The 15038-nt window shown below is 40.0% G+C and carries 13 protein-coding genes; 9 read left to right on the forward strand and 4 right to left on the reverse strand.

The genetic code is table 11. From position 1 onward, the window contains the following. Positions 1-35: 35 nt before the first annotated feature. Entirely contained in the window at positions 36-608 is a 573-nt protein-coding gene (locus tag H6G28_RS21375; RefSeq protein WP_190673938.1) for a Uma2 family endonuclease, read from the forward strand. A 48-nt stretch (positions 609-656) separates the two neighbouring features. On the opposite strand, the gene H6G28_RS21380 is transcribed toward H6G28_RS21375, so the two are convergent. Together H6G28_RS21380 and aroF are read right to left on the reverse strand one after the other, a co-directional pair. Continuing rightward, the gene (locus tag H6G28_RS21380) at positions 657-1217 is read right to left on the reverse strand and encodes a Uma2 family endonuclease (protein WP_190673942.1); all 561 of its coding nucleotides are present in this window, start codon (positions 1215-1217) and stop codon (positions 657-659) included. A 240-nt stretch (positions 1218-1457) separates the two neighbouring features. Continuing rightward, positions 1458-2330, reverse strand: a complete 873-nt coding sequence (aroF, locus tag H6G28_RS21385; protein ID WP_190673945.1) for a 3-deoxy-7-phosphoheptulonate synthase — start codon at positions 2328-2330, stop codon at positions 1458-1460. A 631-nt stretch (positions 2331-2961) separates the two neighbouring features. Between aroF and H6G28_RS21390 the strand changes: the two genes are divergently transcribed. From H6G28_RS21390 to H6G28_RS21415, 6 genes are all read left to right on the forward strand, one after another. Next, a complete protein-coding gene (locus H6G28_RS21390) occupies positions 2962-3456 on the forward strand; it encodes a hypothetical protein (protein ID WP_190592695.1) in 495 nt (164 codons plus the stop codon). Between the two features lie 187 nt (positions 3457-3643). Continuing rightward, positions 3644-4396 (forward strand): pentapeptide repeat-containing protein, encoded by a 753-nt coding sequence (locus H6G28_RS21395; protein WP_190673948.1) that lies wholly within the window; start codon positions 3644-3646, stop codon positions 4394-4396. Between the two features lie 13 nt (positions 4397-4409). Then, the gene (locus H6G28_RS21400; RefSeq protein ID WP_190673950.1) at positions 4410-5714 is read left to right on the forward strand and encodes a hypothetical protein; all 1305 of its coding nucleotides are present in this window, start codon (positions 4410-4412) and stop codon (positions 5712-5714) included. A gap of 135 nt (positions 5715-5849) precedes the next feature. Continuing rightward, positions 5850-6143 (forward strand): hypothetical protein, encoded by a 294-nt coding sequence (locus tag H6G28_RS21405; protein ID WP_190673953.1) that lies wholly within the window; start codon positions 5850-5852, stop codon positions 6141-6143. A gap of 436 nt (positions 6144-6579) precedes the next feature. Further along, positions 6580-8385, forward strand: a complete 1806-nt coding sequence (locus tag H6G28_RS21410) for a sensor histidine kinase (RefSeq protein ID WP_190592692.1) — start codon at positions 6580-6582, stop codon at positions 8383-8385. A gap of 160 nt (positions 8386-8545) precedes the next feature. Next, positions 8546-9370, forward strand: coding sequence for an SDR family oxidoreductase (locus H6G28_RS21415; RefSeq protein ID WP_190673955.1), 825 nt, complete (start codon positions 8546-8548; stop codon positions 9368-9370). 134 nt (positions 9371-9504) lie between these two features. Here H6G28_RS21415 and H6G28_RS21420 read toward each other — a convergent pair whose 3' ends face one another. Then, positions 9505-11094: a glycoside hydrolase family 57 protein gene (locus tag H6G28_RS21420; protein ID WP_190592690.1), complete on the reverse strand. Its 1590-nt coding sequence runs from the start codon at positions 11092-11094 to the stop codon at positions 9505-9507. Between the two features lie 705 nt (positions 11095-11799). Between H6G28_RS21420 and H6G28_RS21425 the strand changes: the two genes are divergently transcribed. Next, positions 11800-12357 (forward strand): DUF2808 domain-containing protein, encoded by a 558-nt coding sequence (locus H6G28_RS21425; RefSeq protein WP_190673958.1) that lies wholly within the window; start codon positions 11800-11802, stop codon positions 12355-12357. Between the two features lie 111 nt (positions 12358-12468). Here H6G28_RS21425 and hemW read toward each other — a convergent pair whose 3' ends face one another. Next, positions 12469-13650, reverse strand: a complete 1182-nt coding sequence (hemW, locus tag H6G28_RS21430; RefSeq protein ID WP_190673961.1) for a radical SAM family heme chaperone HemW — start codon at positions 13648-13650, stop codon at positions 12469-12471. Positions 13651-13899: 249 nt separating this feature from the next. On the opposite strand from hemW, the gene H6G28_RS21435 reads away from it, so the two are divergent. Further along, positions 13900-14976 carry a PIN/TRAM domain-containing protein gene (locus H6G28_RS21435; protein ID WP_190592687.1) on the forward strand — a complete coding sequence of 359 codons (1077 nt, stop codon included), beginning with the start codon at positions 13900-13902 and terminating at the stop codon, positions 14974-14976. Positions 14977-15038: the final 62 nt, after the last annotated feature.

The raw sequence follows: 15038 nt of genomic DNA on the forward strand, positions 1-15038 counted from the left end.
ACAAAATAGTTTTATTATCCTGGAGACGATGCACTATGGTTTCCACAATCAAGCGCCGTTACACTTTGGATGAATATCGCGCCATTGAAGAAAAAGCCGAAGGACGCAGTGAATATCGAGATGGCGAAATTGTCCCAATGCCAGGAGGAACGCTCAAACACAGCCGCATAGGTCGAAACATTTTGACTTATATTAGCTTTTTGCTGCGCGATACTTCATTTGAGCCAATTAACAGCGATTTACGCCTATGGATTCCTGAATATCGGCGGGGTGTATATTCAGATGTGATGGTTTTTGATGGCGAACCACAAGTAAATGAAGGACGCTTAGATGAAGTATTGAATCCTACAGTAATTGTTGAAGTATTATCACCTAGTACCGCAGATTATGACCGACAACATAAGTTTCGGATGTATCGGTCTATTCCTAGTTTTAGTGAATATTTATTAATTGAACAGGATGAGCCTTTTGTTGAGAAATATACCAAGCAAACTCAAGGTTGGTTGCTGAGTGATTTTAAAGGTTTAGAGGGTTCGATTGCTTTGGAATCTGTTGGTGTTGATTTACCAATAGCGGAAATTTATCGCGGCGTTGTATTTGAAATTTAGGTGAAAAACTTGCTGTTCTTGTCATATCTACAAAAGATTGCGATCGCCCTACAATAACCAAGCAAATAAATCTCTCACAGTAAGTTGAAGTTCACTCATAAAAGATGGTACAGAAATAAGTGCATCTGGCTCATCAAATACGGTAGTTTCTTGTTTGGGTTGATAAACAAAGACAGTTTGCTCATCTGGGTCAATTAACCAACCCATTTGAGTTCCATATTTTAAGCAATGAAGAATATTTTTTGTGACTTTCGTTTGATTCTGATCAGGAGATAAAATTTCAATTGTCCAGTCTGGAGCCAGAGCAAAAGTATTAGCTATTTCTCCATTTTCATCACGAGGAATTCTATCCCAAGTAAAAACTACAATATCAGGTACAATTGAACGTCCGCCAAATGTACAACGCAATTCAGGAAAGGCACGAGCAATGCGTTTTGGCTTGACTATATTATTGATAGCAGGGAAAAATTCTCCTTGAATCGCGCTATGTTTACCCTGTGGCATTGGTTTTTGGATAATTTGACCGTCAATATATTCTAAGCTCGGTTTAGTTTCTGGTAGTTTGAGAAATTCCTCTAACGTGATGGGTTGAGTAGGAGTTTTTACCATTGAGACTTCCTCGCATAATTACGAATAATTGATCTCACCCAGAGGCGCATACTTCGACTTACCTCGACTTCTCCTGACGGAGACGCTACGCGAACGCTCGGTACAAGTCGCTCAGTAACCAGAGGCGTGGAGAGGATTAGGAGTTAAACTCTTACTTCTCCGCTTCCTCCCGAAGTTTGCTCAACGCGGGGAACCCGCGCACGCAACTTCTCTCTGTATCTCTGTGGTTCGTTGAAAATCCTAAGCCGCGTAACAAATAGGGGTAGGTTTTAAACCCACCCCTGTGTTTTCTGATATTCTGCGCCCAACGGCTGCTGCTACGGGCTTTAAAACATCAACTAAGTTCACCATATCTTCTAAAGACAATGCTTGACGGGCATCGGAAACGGATTTTTCTGGTTCTGGGTGACACTCAATAATTAACCCATCTGCGCCACAAGCTACAGCCGCTTTGGCGACAGGTGCGACTAGTTCGCGTTTACCGACGGCATGGGAAGGATCTACAATCACAGGTAAGTGAGTGATTTGCTTGAGGGCGGCGACTGCACCTAAATCTAAGACGTTGCGGGTGTAATTGTCGAAACTGCGAATACCACGTTCGCACAGCACGACATTTGGGTTTCCATGACTGAGGATATATTCAGCAGCCATAACGAATTCTTCTATGGTGGCGGCTAAACCACGCTTGAGCAAGATTGGTTTGTCAACTTGTCCCAAGGCTTTGAGTAAGTCGAAGTTTTGCATGTTGCGGCTACCAATTTGCAGCATATCAGCATAGGCGGCGACAGTTTCAATTTGCGAAATTGCCATAACTTCTGTAACTACTGGCATATTGTAGAGCGATCGCACTCTCGCTAAAACTTCTAATCCTGCTTCAGCCATACCTTGGAAAGCATAAGGCGAGGTGCGGGGTTTGTAAACACCACCCCGTAAGGCTTGTACGGGTGCAGATGATAGCTTTTGAGCAACTGTTTCCATTTGTTCTAAGCTTTCCACTGTACAAGGGCCGCCAATAATCACTAATTCTTCACCACCGAAGGCGACTGTCTCGGAAAGTTTCACAATTGTTTGGTGGTTGGGATGAGATTGGGAGGCTAGTTTGGCGTTAATCATGGTTTGATTCTCCGAAAATTATGAAGTCTGAAGTCTGAAATTAAAAAAGCCCGGAAACTGAGTGTTCCGGGCGCGTTCTGGCTCATTGGCATGACGCTATTTACCCGGAGTTTGCTCTAGGCCAAAAGTAAAAGCTGTAAAACCAGTTTGTGAAATTAGTCGTCATGTTCAATACTTCGAGAAAGATAGGTGACAGGTGACAGTTGGTTTTTTCATTTGTGCTGTCTGTACAGATACTCCTAAAAACAAAAAAACCGCAGAAGTCAGTTCTGCGGTTCATCGGGCGGTTTCCAATCGGAAACATGACTCACTCCCGGTGAACCGCCTTACGCCAAAAATAAAAGTAGTAATTGCTGCTGAACATATACGCTGGCATGAGATACAAAATTGAATATAAAGCTTCCTTGAGCTTCAAGATAACAAAAGCGATCGCTCACGTCAAGCACCACAGGACATCAAAAAGCGATAGACTCATTACAACTCTGGGAATGGAGGCTTGTGGCTAGTTGGTAACTGAAACAAGGGCTTTTAGGACATTCAAATGAGGCGAAGCCGTTCTCGCCAACCCTAAACAGCTTGGTTATTCAACTAGCACCAACATATATACTTTTGCGAAAAACTCAGTTTGATTATGCCCAGTTCCAAAATCTTCAGCAAATCTTTTGACACCCATGAAGCTTACCCTTGTCCAGTTTGTCGAGTCGGTAAAATATCACAAATGCCGTTAATGGAGACTATGGCTTGTGATTTTTGTCAAGAGATTTTTACTGTGAATATAGAGCAACAACAAATCAAAATGCCTTCGCGGCAACCGCCTTTGGTTTGGCGATGGAATGGCTTTAGCTGGACAGAAGCGCAGTTAGAAGGTGTGGAGTTGGGTTGGGGTTACGGATTTGCTGCGATCGCTTTTGTATTTTTCCCTACAACTTTAATTGGCATTGTGGCTTTTTATTTTCCCCCATCGCTGGATTCTCCCCTAACTTGGATACCATACATCTGGACTATATTAACTTTTTTGTCACATTTATCAATCATTTTGTGGATTATTGTTGAGGTTTATCAAATTCCTGTTGCGGCATATTTCAGAGCTATAAATCGGTGGCGAAATGGAGAAATAGGAAGATGACGGTGATACAGATAAAAAGGGACAATAACTACTGACTCATAATTACTGGATGGTACAAACCCCAGATTTATCTGTAAAATCATTCGCAAATCCAACATCATCCTTTCTCAATATATCCGTGGGGTTAATCACCAGTCTAAATTCTCAAATCTAAAATTGTCTGACAATCGACTATCAACAACATCCTATGAACGAGTTGGAGCGGTATTATCGAATATTAGAATTAGAGCCTGGTGCAACACTTGACGAAGTTAACCAGGCTTATAAAGATTTAGTCTTTGTCTGGCATCCTGACCGCCTTCCCAAAGATAATATCCGCTTGCAACAAAAAGCTCAAGAAAAGCTCAAAGCCATTAATGAAGCGCGGGATAAATTGCGTTCTTTTAACGGTCATTCGACCAATGGTAAGCATCATACTGCTACACCCCATCCATCACCCCAACCAAATGGGAAGCATTATGCTGCATCACCATATCAGTCGCCTCAACCGAATGGTAAGTATGATAATGCGTCACACTATCAGTCGCCCCAGCCAAAAAGACCGTCACCAACTCCCAATCACACACCAAACCAAAATCCAGATTTGAGTGGTAAAGATTTCAGTCGGGCTAATTTAAGTAACAAAGATTTATCTGGAAGAAACTTAAGTTATGCCAATTTAACGGGTGCAGACCTCAGCGATACTTTTATGCACAAAGTAATTTTGCGGGGGGCAAATTTATCAGAAGCCAATTTATTTAGAGCAAACCTACTTCTAGCCGATCTCAGAGAAGCCAATTTACGTAACGCTAACTTAATTGGTGCAGACTTGAGTGGTGCTGATTTGCGGGGGGCTGACTTGACTGGGGCAAAAATTCGTTCTGGCGATCGCTTGTTAGTGAAGTTGATTGGTGCTAATTTAGCAGGGGCGATTATGCCCGATGGTCACACTCATAGTTAACTAGTTCTGCTCCGTGCTAATTACACAATTACAAAATATTTTCACAACACCCATTAGCCAAAACAGTAATCAAAATCAATCCCGATGGATTGTCATTTTTTGGTATAGCTTAAGTCTAGCTTTTGCTATTATTTATATTCTGCTGGGAGTGCGACAAGCTTTCAGCAGTAAATATATAGTCAGCGACGATGCACGAGAATATATTTCTTGGATATATCGTTACTTTAACTCAGATTTATTTTCTGAGGATTTAATTGCTGATTATTTTCAATCAATCACCCCAATTGGATATGGGATGCTTTATAAAATAGTTGTCGCTTTAAATATCGATCCAGTTTTTTTTAGCAAAATTTTCCCGATATTTCTAGGCATAATTACAACTAGTTATTGCTTTCTAGTTTGTCTGCAAATATTTCCCATACCAATGACGGGATTTATTGCATCATTATTATTAAATCAAAGTCTCTGCTTACATGATGACTTATTTTCTGGAACTCCCAGAGATTTTATTTATCCTTTGTTTTTGGCGTTTTTATATTATTTCATTAGGTTTTCTAAGTTGGGTATATTAATTGCGATCGCCCTGCAAGCTTTAATTTACCCTATCATAGCTTTTATCGATTTATTAATTGTATTTTTAACCTTATTTGACTGGCGAAACAAGCAGATAATTGTCTCTCGTAACCGCCAATCTTTTATATTATTTATAGCAGCTACTCTAGTTGTCGGCATCACAATTTTACCTTATACTATTCAATCATCAAAATTTGCCCCAGTAATTACTGCTGCTGTTGCCAGAACCATGCCAGACTACTGGGATGGAGGCAGAGTCAGCTTTTTTAGTCATAATATTATTAGTTACTGGTTTGACGGTCGAGATAGCGGTTTTTTCGCTTTAATTGCACCTCCACAATTGTTACTCGGCTTATTATTACCAATCATCCTCAAATTCAAGTCTCACTTTCCCCTGTCTCAGCAAATCCAAACAAAAATCAAAATCTTACCAAGGGTAGTAATAGCTAGTTTAATCATGTTTTTTACTGCTCATTTAATTGCTTTTAAACTGCACTGGCCTAGCCGCTATACCCATCATACTTTTAAGATGGTATTTGCTTTAGCCGCCGCAATTTTTATCACCTTAATTTTAGATGCTGTATGGCAATGGTTGAGACAAAGAGGCGGAAAGAATTTAATTTTGAGTACCATAGCAATTTTGTTTATAGGGCTGATTTCTTACCCTAGTAGCTTGAAAGTTTTTCCTAAAACCCCTTATGTAGAAGCTAAAGTTCCAGAATTATATAATTTCTTGCAAAAGTAACCACAAAATATTGTCATAGCCTCTACATCTGAAGAAGCAGATAATATACCTATCTTTGCTCAAAGAAAAATTTTAGTAGGCAAAGAATATGCTTTACCAATACATACCAAATATTACGCTCAGTTTCACAGGCGGATGCTTGATTTAATTGCTGCCCAATATAGTGAAGATATTAACCAAATTAACAACTTTATTCAAAAATATCACATAAGTTTTTGGCTATTAGAGCGTTCAGCATTTGTCCCAGAATATATAGCTAAAAATTCTTGGTTACAACAATATCAGCCAGCAGCAGAACAGGCGATCGCCAAGTTAAATAAGACTCAGCCTATCTTAGCAACATTGATCAATTCTTGTACAGTTTTTGCAGCAGATAATTTAGTTCTTCTCAACACTTCATGTATAGAAGCAACACAGCCAAAAAAGTAAGAGAATAGAGTAGAGATATGTTACTAAGTAGAAGGACTAAATTAAACCTAACTTAAGTTTACCGGGTTTCGACACTTTGACAGGCTCAGTGCATCGCTGCGCTCGACCATCGTCTTCTCAAGGATTTCAGAAATAGTATTTCTACTCCCTACTCCCTACTCCCAGCCCAAATTACTATCTTTGATTGCAACTTGGAATAAATCTCTAAAATGGAAATCTCTCAACTTATGCTAACCGACACCATCAAATTGAAATTTGTAGATAAAAATTACGTATTTTAACGAATTACAAATTGAGATTTATCACAGAAAATGTAGCAATCAATACTTTTGTTACATCTCCTGCATTTTTCCGGCTGACATTAATTAGCTGAGTATGGCTGACACTAAAGATTTAAGTTAGGCTAAAGCCATTTGTGTGGGGATAACAAATATATATGCGCTCTACCAATGCTAAAAATACTTCTGTGAAAGATAATCAGACTATAACTTCCTCTACAAAAGAGTCTGTAACTCAATCGTCAAATCATCCCAGTTGGATTGTTGGCTTAGTTAACAACCTGAGTATCAGTCAAAAAATTGCTTGGGGTTATACTGTAGCTCTAGGTGCGGCTGTTGTTGGAACAGTCGCAGGATTTATGCTAGGTGATTATTATCAGCAACAAGCAATCATCGAAAAACAAGAAAAGTGGCAAGAAATTCAGTTAATTCGTAGTCTTAACTCTGTTTTATTAGAATTACAAGCTCATCAAGGTAAAATCGTAGTTTTTACAGATTTAAAACATTGGCAAGACGAACGCATTCATCTTATCCAGCACTCTGCCGAACTTCAAAAACTGTGGGCAGAACTAACAAATTACGTTAATCAACATCCTAATAAAAAAATATCAAACTTCTTACAAAATTATCAAAATATTCCCACAGTATATAGTCAACAAATAATAGCTATCTTAAATCAAAATTATCCATCTAATTTACAGGCTGAAAATATAGCCAATATAAAAGAAAAACTATTAATATTTTCCCAGAGTGAGATATATTTTAGATTACACGATACTACAGATGCTTTGGAAGAATTGCTCGAAACTTCTGAGGGGACTTTTCAACGCAAAGAAGTGGCGGTACTAGCTACAGAAAAAGTCCGAGACAGAATTATTATTATTAGTATGCTGTCATCGGTGGCGATCGCTATTATACTAGCCCACTACACCAGCCGAGCGATCGCACGTCCACTCAAAGCCGTTCACGATATTGCGCTGAAGGTAACTCAGGAATCTAACTTCAATTTACAAGCACCAGTCACCACAGCCGACGAAGTGGGGATGTTAGCCAACTCACTTAATCAACTCATTCAACGAGTTAATCAACTTTTAGCAGAACAGAAATCTGAAGCATCTCGACAATTAATTCAAAATGAGAAAATGTCGAGCCTTGGACAGATGTTAGCGGGAGTCGCCCACGAAATCAATAACCCCGTCAACTTTATTTATGGGAATCTTCAGCATACTAATGCTTACTTTCAAAATTTGTTAATGCTGCTAGAAGCCTACCAAGCCAAAATTCAAGATGATGAACTTGATGAGTTGGCTGAAGAAATTGACTTAGATTTTGTCAAACAAGACTTGCCAAAGTTATTACAATCGATGCAAGTGGGAGCTAACCGAGCTAAAGAAATTGTTTTAAGCTTGAAGAACTTCTCACGGTTAGATGAAAATGAATTTCATGCTGTAGATATTCACTCTTGTATAGAAAGTACATTATTGATTTTAAATAATCGTCTGAAAAAAAGAATTAATGTAGTGAAAAAATATGGCGAAATTCCCAATATACAAGGCTATGGCGGCGCATTATATCAAGTATTTATGAATATTTTATCTAATGCTATTGATGCTTTAGAAGAGTCCCATAATGAAGAGGAATATCAAGAAATTGTTATTTCTACGCAACAACTCAATGCGGATTTGATAGAAATCAAAATTACTGATAATGGTTCTGGTATTTCTCCAGAATATCAACAAAAAATATTTGAAACATTTTTTACTACTAAACCTATTGGAGTGGGAACAGGTTTAGGTTTGTCAATTAGCTATCAAATTATTGTCGAAAAACACAAAGGTCAACTAATTTGTGAATCTGAGTTTGGTGAAGGCACTACATTTGCGATCGTATTACCAATCAGACATTCAACTGATGATGATATCTCTTTAGAAGAGAGCGACTTAGCTCTAACAGTTAATGACTAGAACGTAGTTATCGCAATACCTGTTCACCAGGAATAGGTGTAATTTCTTCCTGTTCAATGGCTTGTAACCTTTTTTCAGCTTATTTTTAGTTTACTTATTTGGTATTGTAATTAAGAGTATCGCTTTAAATTAACATACTATCAAAAAATAAAATTTATCTATGAATGTTGCTATCATTGGTTGTGGTTATGTAGGTTGTGCAGTGGCTAAATATTGGCAGCAAAAGATGACTTTTATTGTTACCGCCACCACAACTACACCCGAACGCATCCCAGAACTTCAAACTGTAGCGCAAAAAGTTGTCATTGCTAAAGGAAACGACGCAGCCACAATGCAATCAGTTTTGCAAAATCAAGATGTAGTTTTGTTGAGTGTGGGGGCAAAAGGCGCAAATTTATATGAAGAAACTTATCTAGAAACTGCGAGAACTTTAGTGGAAATTTTGCCGAAACTACCTAATATTCGCCAAATTATCTACACGGGCAGTTATTCTGTTTATGGCGATCGCAATGGTGCTACAGTCGATGAAGATACCCCAGTCGAACCAACCAATGCTTCAGGCGTAATTCTACACGAGACAGAAAAACTTTTACTTTCAGCCACCAGTGAGAAATTGCGCGTTTGCATTTTGCGCTTGGGCGGAATTTATGGCAATAATCGAGAACTGATTAAAATATTTAGTCGTGCATCTGGTACAACTCGCCCCGGAAATGGCAAAGATATCACAAACTGGATTCATTTAGATGATATTGTCAGCGCCATTGAATTTGCCCGTCAACACCACTTAAATGGTATTTATAATTTGGTCGATGATGCACATTTAACCAGCCAAGAATTACTAGATACTTTATTTGCGAAACACAATTTACCGACAGTGCAATGGGATAGTTCAAAACCGAGTAACCGCCCATATAATGCCAATGTATCGAATCAAAAAATCAAAGATGCGGGGTACAAACTGATTCATCCGCAAATGATTTTTTGAATTTCTGGTAGGTGAAAGATAACAAACCACTATAGTACTGAGTACTGAATCAGTAAAAGATTACTCAACATTTTCCCACTTGGTAAATGTCATATCTTTTAACTCAGCACTCAGCACTTTCAACTCAGCACTCTTTATAAAGGACGATAAACGCGATAGTTGATTTCGGGGAAGATATTATCCATGACTTCGATTTTTTCTAGCCAACCACTGTCAACTTTACCGATTTTGACATCTTCATAAAGTTTATTAAAACGCATCAGGTGCGATCGCGTCCGGCGGACAGCATAAGGAACCATTGTTCCTGTCCGCATAATAAATGCCCAGTCAGAAGATTGTGCTAATAACAGTTCTCTTGCTGCTTGGTTGAGCGCCCGCCATTGCAATTCATCAGCAGGTTCCAACTTCGAGATTTCAATCATCCGTTCTGCGGCTTTGTGCAGATGGGGATAAATCCAAGCATTTGTTTCATTTAACCAATATTCGTGGAAACCTTTGTAACCCCAACTCGACTGAGAAGGACGGCAAACTTGCTGGCTGGGTTCGGCTCGGAGATAATCTGCCAAGTGAGTCATTTGATATGTACCTTGGTCGTACCATGACTTACGGAATAGATAGTCAATAAACCAAGGGCCTTCATACCACCAATGTCCGAACAACTCAGCATCGTAGGGCGAAACAATAATCGGCGGACGCTGCATAATTCCGTAAAGATGTTCAGCTTGCCGTTCGCGGTTATACATAAAGTTGGCAGCATGTTCGGCGGCTTTTTCCCTAGCCCAGTATGGATCATACAGTGCCTTATCAGATAAACCTAAACCGCGTCCGGTAATTTTATGGTATTTAATCCCCGTATTTTTGCGCTGACCATTGGGCATGATATAGGGTTTGATATACTCATATTCTGCCTCCCAGCCCAAATCTTTGTAAAATTCTCGATATTCGGCTGCACCAGGATAGCCCACCTCAGAAGACCATACCTGTTGTGAAGATTCATGGTCTCTACCAAACGCTGCTACCCCTGTTTCGGTAAAAATCGGCGCGTAGCTACCAAAACGCGGACGGGGACGGGCATAAAGAATACCATGACCATCGGTGAGGAAGTAACGCAAGCCAGCATCAGCCAGCATCCTCTCCAGTCCTTCATAATAAGCGCATTCTGGCAACCAAATACCTCTAGGCGGACGACCAAAGGTTTGTTCGTAGTGTTCACAAGCTACTTGAATTTGCGCCCACACGGCTTGGGGATACATTTTCATCAATGGCAAGTAGCCGTGAGTAGCGCCACAAGTGATAATTTCTAAGTTATTGCTATCTTGGAATTGCTTAAAAGCAGTTACCAAATCACCGTTGTAGCGTTCCCACATTTCCCGCGCTTCGTTAAACTCAGTGGCGTAGTGTTCCGCGAGATAACGAATATGCCCATTGTTGACGTTATGCTCAATTTCTAGTTCTGTAAGTTCCTCTAATTTGGCTAAGTGAGCATCATAGCGTTCTTGCAATAGGGGATCACGTAGCATAGACACCAAAGGCGGTGTCATACTCATAGTGATTTTAAAGTCGATGCCGTCTCGCTTTAAGCCTTCAAAGACTTTTAGTAAAGGAATATATGTTTCGGTAATGGCTTCATAAAGCCATTCTTCCTCCAGCACATAGTCACTTTCTGGGTGACGAACGAAGGGCAGGTGTGCGTGAAGTACAAGCGCGACGTAGCCAATAGCCATAGTAATTTCGGGGTGATACTTGTAAATTTAAGGTCGAGGGGTTTAGCAGAAATTAACAATATTTTAAGACCTTCTGGGTATCGTCGCAGTCTGATTGTATGGAGAAAGTTGACTGTGGCAGATAGGGGAATCAGGCAGAAGGCTGAAAGATTATGCACGCAGGTTGTTTGTGGAGAATGGGTGTAGGGGTGAAAGGGTATGGGGTGCAAGGGTTTTAATTACCTATACCCCTTCACCATCCTTTCAAACCCAGATTTTGCGTATCGCTGTGTAAGTCCTGGTATTAAGTCTCAGATCCCCGACTTCTTCAAGAAGTCGGGGATCTCTTGGTTCACAAATTTAGTATTATCTTGATTTTTTTAGTTTTTTGGAAAGAAAAATTATAGTTTATGAGCTCAATTCAATAGTAGTTAATTGAAGTAATTTTACTGAGGTAAAACACCCCAGATGGAGAGGCATTTCCTTAAATTATACATATTTGAATACCCCTAAAACTATCGTCTTATGAGACATACAACCCGTGAAAATCTAGAATAATTACTACTCATTTTTAGCTATTACTAACATAAAAAAATAATTGCTATACTGAAAAAACATTGAAAACAGACAGAAATCACTCAGCAAATTTATAGACAGTTGCTGAGGGTTAGGTATGGGTAAGACAACCCATTTCATGAGTTAACGAGTTAGACAAAAAATAAAATTATGAAGTACATCAGCAGCCTTTTAAGCACGCTGTTTGTTGGTGTAGGCATCTGTTCCTTACCTCAGTTTGCAGCGAATGCAGTTACTTTGGGTAGTGGTGCGATCGCTTTTGCTCAACCACCAACTCTAGTCAGTGCTAGTACGCCATACAATGAAACGAGTGTGTCGGATACGACATACTACTTTACCGTCAAAGTACCAGCCGCCGCCGGGGAATCTCTGCAACAGGTGACTTTTACTCAAATATCAGGCGCAGAAGAGATTGAGTTTAATTCCAATGATACATTTGCTTTTGTGGGTACACGCGATCGCCGTGGCGAAAAGTTAGCCCTCAAATCGGTGGTTAGCAACGACAAACAAAATTTCACCGTCACCTTTGCTAACCCTGTACCACCAGACCAAACAGTAACAATCGGTTTGCGGGCTTACCGTAATCCTTTTAATGATGGTGTCTACTTATTTGGCGTAAAAGCATTCCCATCTGGACAAGAAACCGTTGGTCAATTTCTCGGCGTAGGTCGTCTGCAATTTTATAAAGACACTTACTTAGAAGGATAGGAAGTGGAGATTAGGGAGTAGAGAGTAGAAATTTTCTACTATTAGCTATTATCTTTCCAGATATCACCTAACTAGCCTCTATTCCCTAATCCCTTACCTTAACAAAAACAATTAACCCAACTGATTAAATAAATCAGCCAAAATTACATTAGAAAATAAAAATCCTTCTGGGTCAGTCAATTGCAAGCTTCCTTCTGTAACTTTTACCCAACCTTTTTCAAGGTAAGGTTGCAAACATTGATAAATTTCCCCTATTTTCTCTTTACCAAACTCTGCTTGTAAGCTGGAAAGACTCACACCTTCAGCCAAGCGCAACCCCAACATTAAAGTTTCTAACAATACCTCGACTGCTGGAGTGATTTCACAGTCAATTTTGCAGCCTGCTTGTACCCATTGATAATATTCCTGAGTTTTCCGGGGGCGCGTGAAGCGTTTTTTGTTAGTGTAACTAGCTGCGCCCATCCCAAAGCCATAATAAGGGCGGTTTTCCCAATAAACGCGATTATGCTGACACTGGTGTCCAGGACGGGCATAATTAGAAATTTCATAATGGGCGTAACCTGCACCAGTCAAGACTTGCTGTCCCATCTGGTACATTTTGACAGTAGTTTCATCTGTTGGTAGAGGATTATCCCCTGGTTTGTAATAGCGATTAAAAGCTGTGCCTGGTTCAATGGTTAAATCATAGATAGATATGTGCGTCGGGTTGGTCGCCACGGCTTTTGCTAAAGAATCCGACCATTGATCTAAAGACTGATGTGGCAACCCAGAAATTAAATCTAGACTAAATTCGGGAATCTCGACTTTGTGAATTAGTTCAACAGCTGCAAAGATATCTTTAACGGAATGCGATCGCCCAGCTACTTTTAACAATTCTTCTTGAAAGGCTTGTACACCCAAACTCACCCGATTTACACCCAAACTCCGATAGCCAGAGATATGCGCCAAATCAAATGTACCTGGATCTACTTCCATTGAAATTTCAACTTGGGGCGCAATTCCAAAACGTTCTTCTAAAGCTTCTAGTATTTGTGCCAACTGCTGAGTTGATAGCAGTGAAGGAGTACCACCACCAAAGAAAATTGTCTGCAAAGATTGACCAAAACTAGGTGTATGGGCAATTTCTTGGCATAACACCTCTACGTAATGGGAGATTGTACCCGATGTTTCACCCCGTTGGCGATCGCCCACCACAAACACCGGGAAATCGCAATAAAAGCACCGTCGTCTGCAAAAAGGAATATGTACATAAGCAGAACTGACCATGCTAGAAACAGCAAATTTTTGATTCATTGTCAGCAATAATTACTTAACTTAACAAAGCATTACAAATTGCCAAAATAAAAAGTTTGTTTATGTTTTTTTATCGTTTCACAACAAAACCATGCAAAATATTAAAATAAAGCTCTTTAGTTATAATATTTGCAGATATTCCCTGCTTCCGCCCTTAGTCTAAGTCAATATTCATTGTTGTCTCTTAGCGATGAAGTCAGATGTTTTTGATTTCATCGGGTAAAACAATTGCAGGAAAACAACACAACCATGCTTGATGCCATTATTATTCTCTCATTCATTTTGGCAGCAGCAGGCATAGGTTTCTACAGCACCGATCTGCTACCTGATGGCACGCTAGATCGAGTGACCAATCTAGAAGCTTTACGCCTCACAGTTGCCGTCTTTGCCGCCATTATTGGCGGTGCAGTTGGACTGAGTTTTCAGACGACTTATCGTCGCCTAGAGGCACAAGTCCGGGAAATGCCACTGGAAGCCATCTTAACCCGTGCCATTGGATTAGTCATTGGCTTACTACTAGCAAACTTAATGCTGGCTCCGTTATTTTTGCTACCTATACCGCCAGATTTTAGTTTTATTAAACCCTTAGTAGCAGTTGTTGGTAGTATTATTTTAGCTGTTACAGGTATGAATTTGGCAGATACCCACGGACGCGGATTACTGCGATTAATTAATCCGAATACTGTGGAGACAATGGTAGCAGAAGGTACATTAAAACCTGCCAATACCAAAGTTTTAGATACTAGCTGCATAATTGATGGTCGGATTGAAGCACTACTAGAAACAGGGTTTTTAGAAGGGCCAATCATCGTGCCACAATTTGTCTTACAAGAATTGCAGCAAGTAGCTGATGCCAGTAAAGACCAAAAGCGAGTCCGGGGAAGACGCGGTTTAGAAATTCTTAACCGCATTAAAGAAGCTTACCCAGAACGTATTTTAATTAACCCCATCGACTACGATGATATTGCCACCGTAGACGCGAAATTAGTCCGCTTTGCCCAAGAAATCAACGCAACACTACTAACCAACGACTACAACTTGTCAAAAGTAGCCAGCGTGCAGAAAGTACCTGTGTTGAACGTCAACGATTTAGTTAATGCCGTCCGTCCGACTTATTTACCAGGCGATAACCTCGACCTCAAAATTCTCAAAGAAGGTAAAGAACCAAGTCAAGGTATTGGCTATTTAGATGACGGCACAATGGTTGTCGTAGAAGAAGGGAGTAGTTATGTAGGGGGTGAACTGCGGGTAGTTGTCACCAGCGCCTTACAAACCTCCGCCGGACGCATGATTTTTGCCAAACCCCAAGCTTCAGCATTAGCGTGAGGGAAATGTCTGGTTCAATCACAATTAAATCATGCACAAGTAATGCGATCGGTGTAGTAACC

Source organism: Nostoc sp. FACHB-190, from assembly GCF_014696905.1.
Classification (GTDB): domain Bacteria; phylum Cyanobacteriota; class Cyanobacteriia; order Cyanobacteriales; family Nostocaceae; genus Nostoc_B.

Excerpts from the sequence above, each read along its gene's own strand:
- H6G28_RS21380 (WP_190673942.1), bottom strand. The coding sequence starts at position 1,217 with ATGGTAAAAACTCCTACTCAACCCATCACGTTAGAGGAATTTCTCAAA.
- H6G28_RS21420 (WP_190592690.1), bottom strand. The coding sequence starts at position 11,094 with ATGGCTATTGGCTACGTCGCGCTTGTACTTCACGCACACCTGCCCTTC.
- H6G28_RS21435 (WP_190592687.1), top strand. The coding sequence starts at position 13,900 with ATGCTTGATGCCATTATTATTCTCTCATTCATTTTGGCAGCAGCAGGC.
- H6G28_RS21405 (WP_190673953.1), top strand. The coding sequence starts at position 5,850 with ATGCTTGATTTAATTGCTGCCCAATATAGTGAAGATATTAACCAAATT.
- H6G28_RS21415 (WP_190673955.1), top strand. The coding sequence starts at position 8,546 with ATGAATGTTGCTATCATTGGTTGTGGTTATGTAGGTTGTGCAGTGGCT.
- hemW (WP_190673961.1), bottom strand. The coding sequence starts at position 13,650 with ATGAATCAAAAATTTGCTGTTTCTAGCATGGTCAGTTCTGCTTATGTA.
- H6G28_RS21425 (WP_190673958.1), top strand. The coding sequence starts at position 11,800 with ATGAAGTACATCAGCAGCCTTTTAAGCACGCTGTTTGTTGGTGTAGGC.
- H6G28_RS21395 (WP_190673948.1), top strand. The coding sequence starts at position 3,644 with ATGAACGAGTTGGAGCGGTATTATCGAATATTAGAATTAGAGCCTGGT.
- aroF (WP_190673945.1), bottom strand. The coding sequence starts at position 2,330 with ATGATTAACGCCAAACTAGCCTCCCAATCTCATCCCAACCACCAAACA.
- H6G28_RS21375 (WP_190673938.1), top strand. The coding sequence starts at position 36 with ATGGTTTCCACAATCAAGCGCCGTTACACTTTGGATGAATATCGCGCC.
- H6G28_RS21410 (WP_190592692.1), top strand. The coding sequence starts at position 6,580 with ATGCGCTCTACCAATGCTAAAAATACTTCTGTGAAAGATAATCAGACT.
- H6G28_RS21390 (WP_190592695.1), top strand. The coding sequence starts at position 2,962 with ATGCCCAGTTCCAAAATCTTCAGCAAATCTTTTGACACCCATGAAGCT.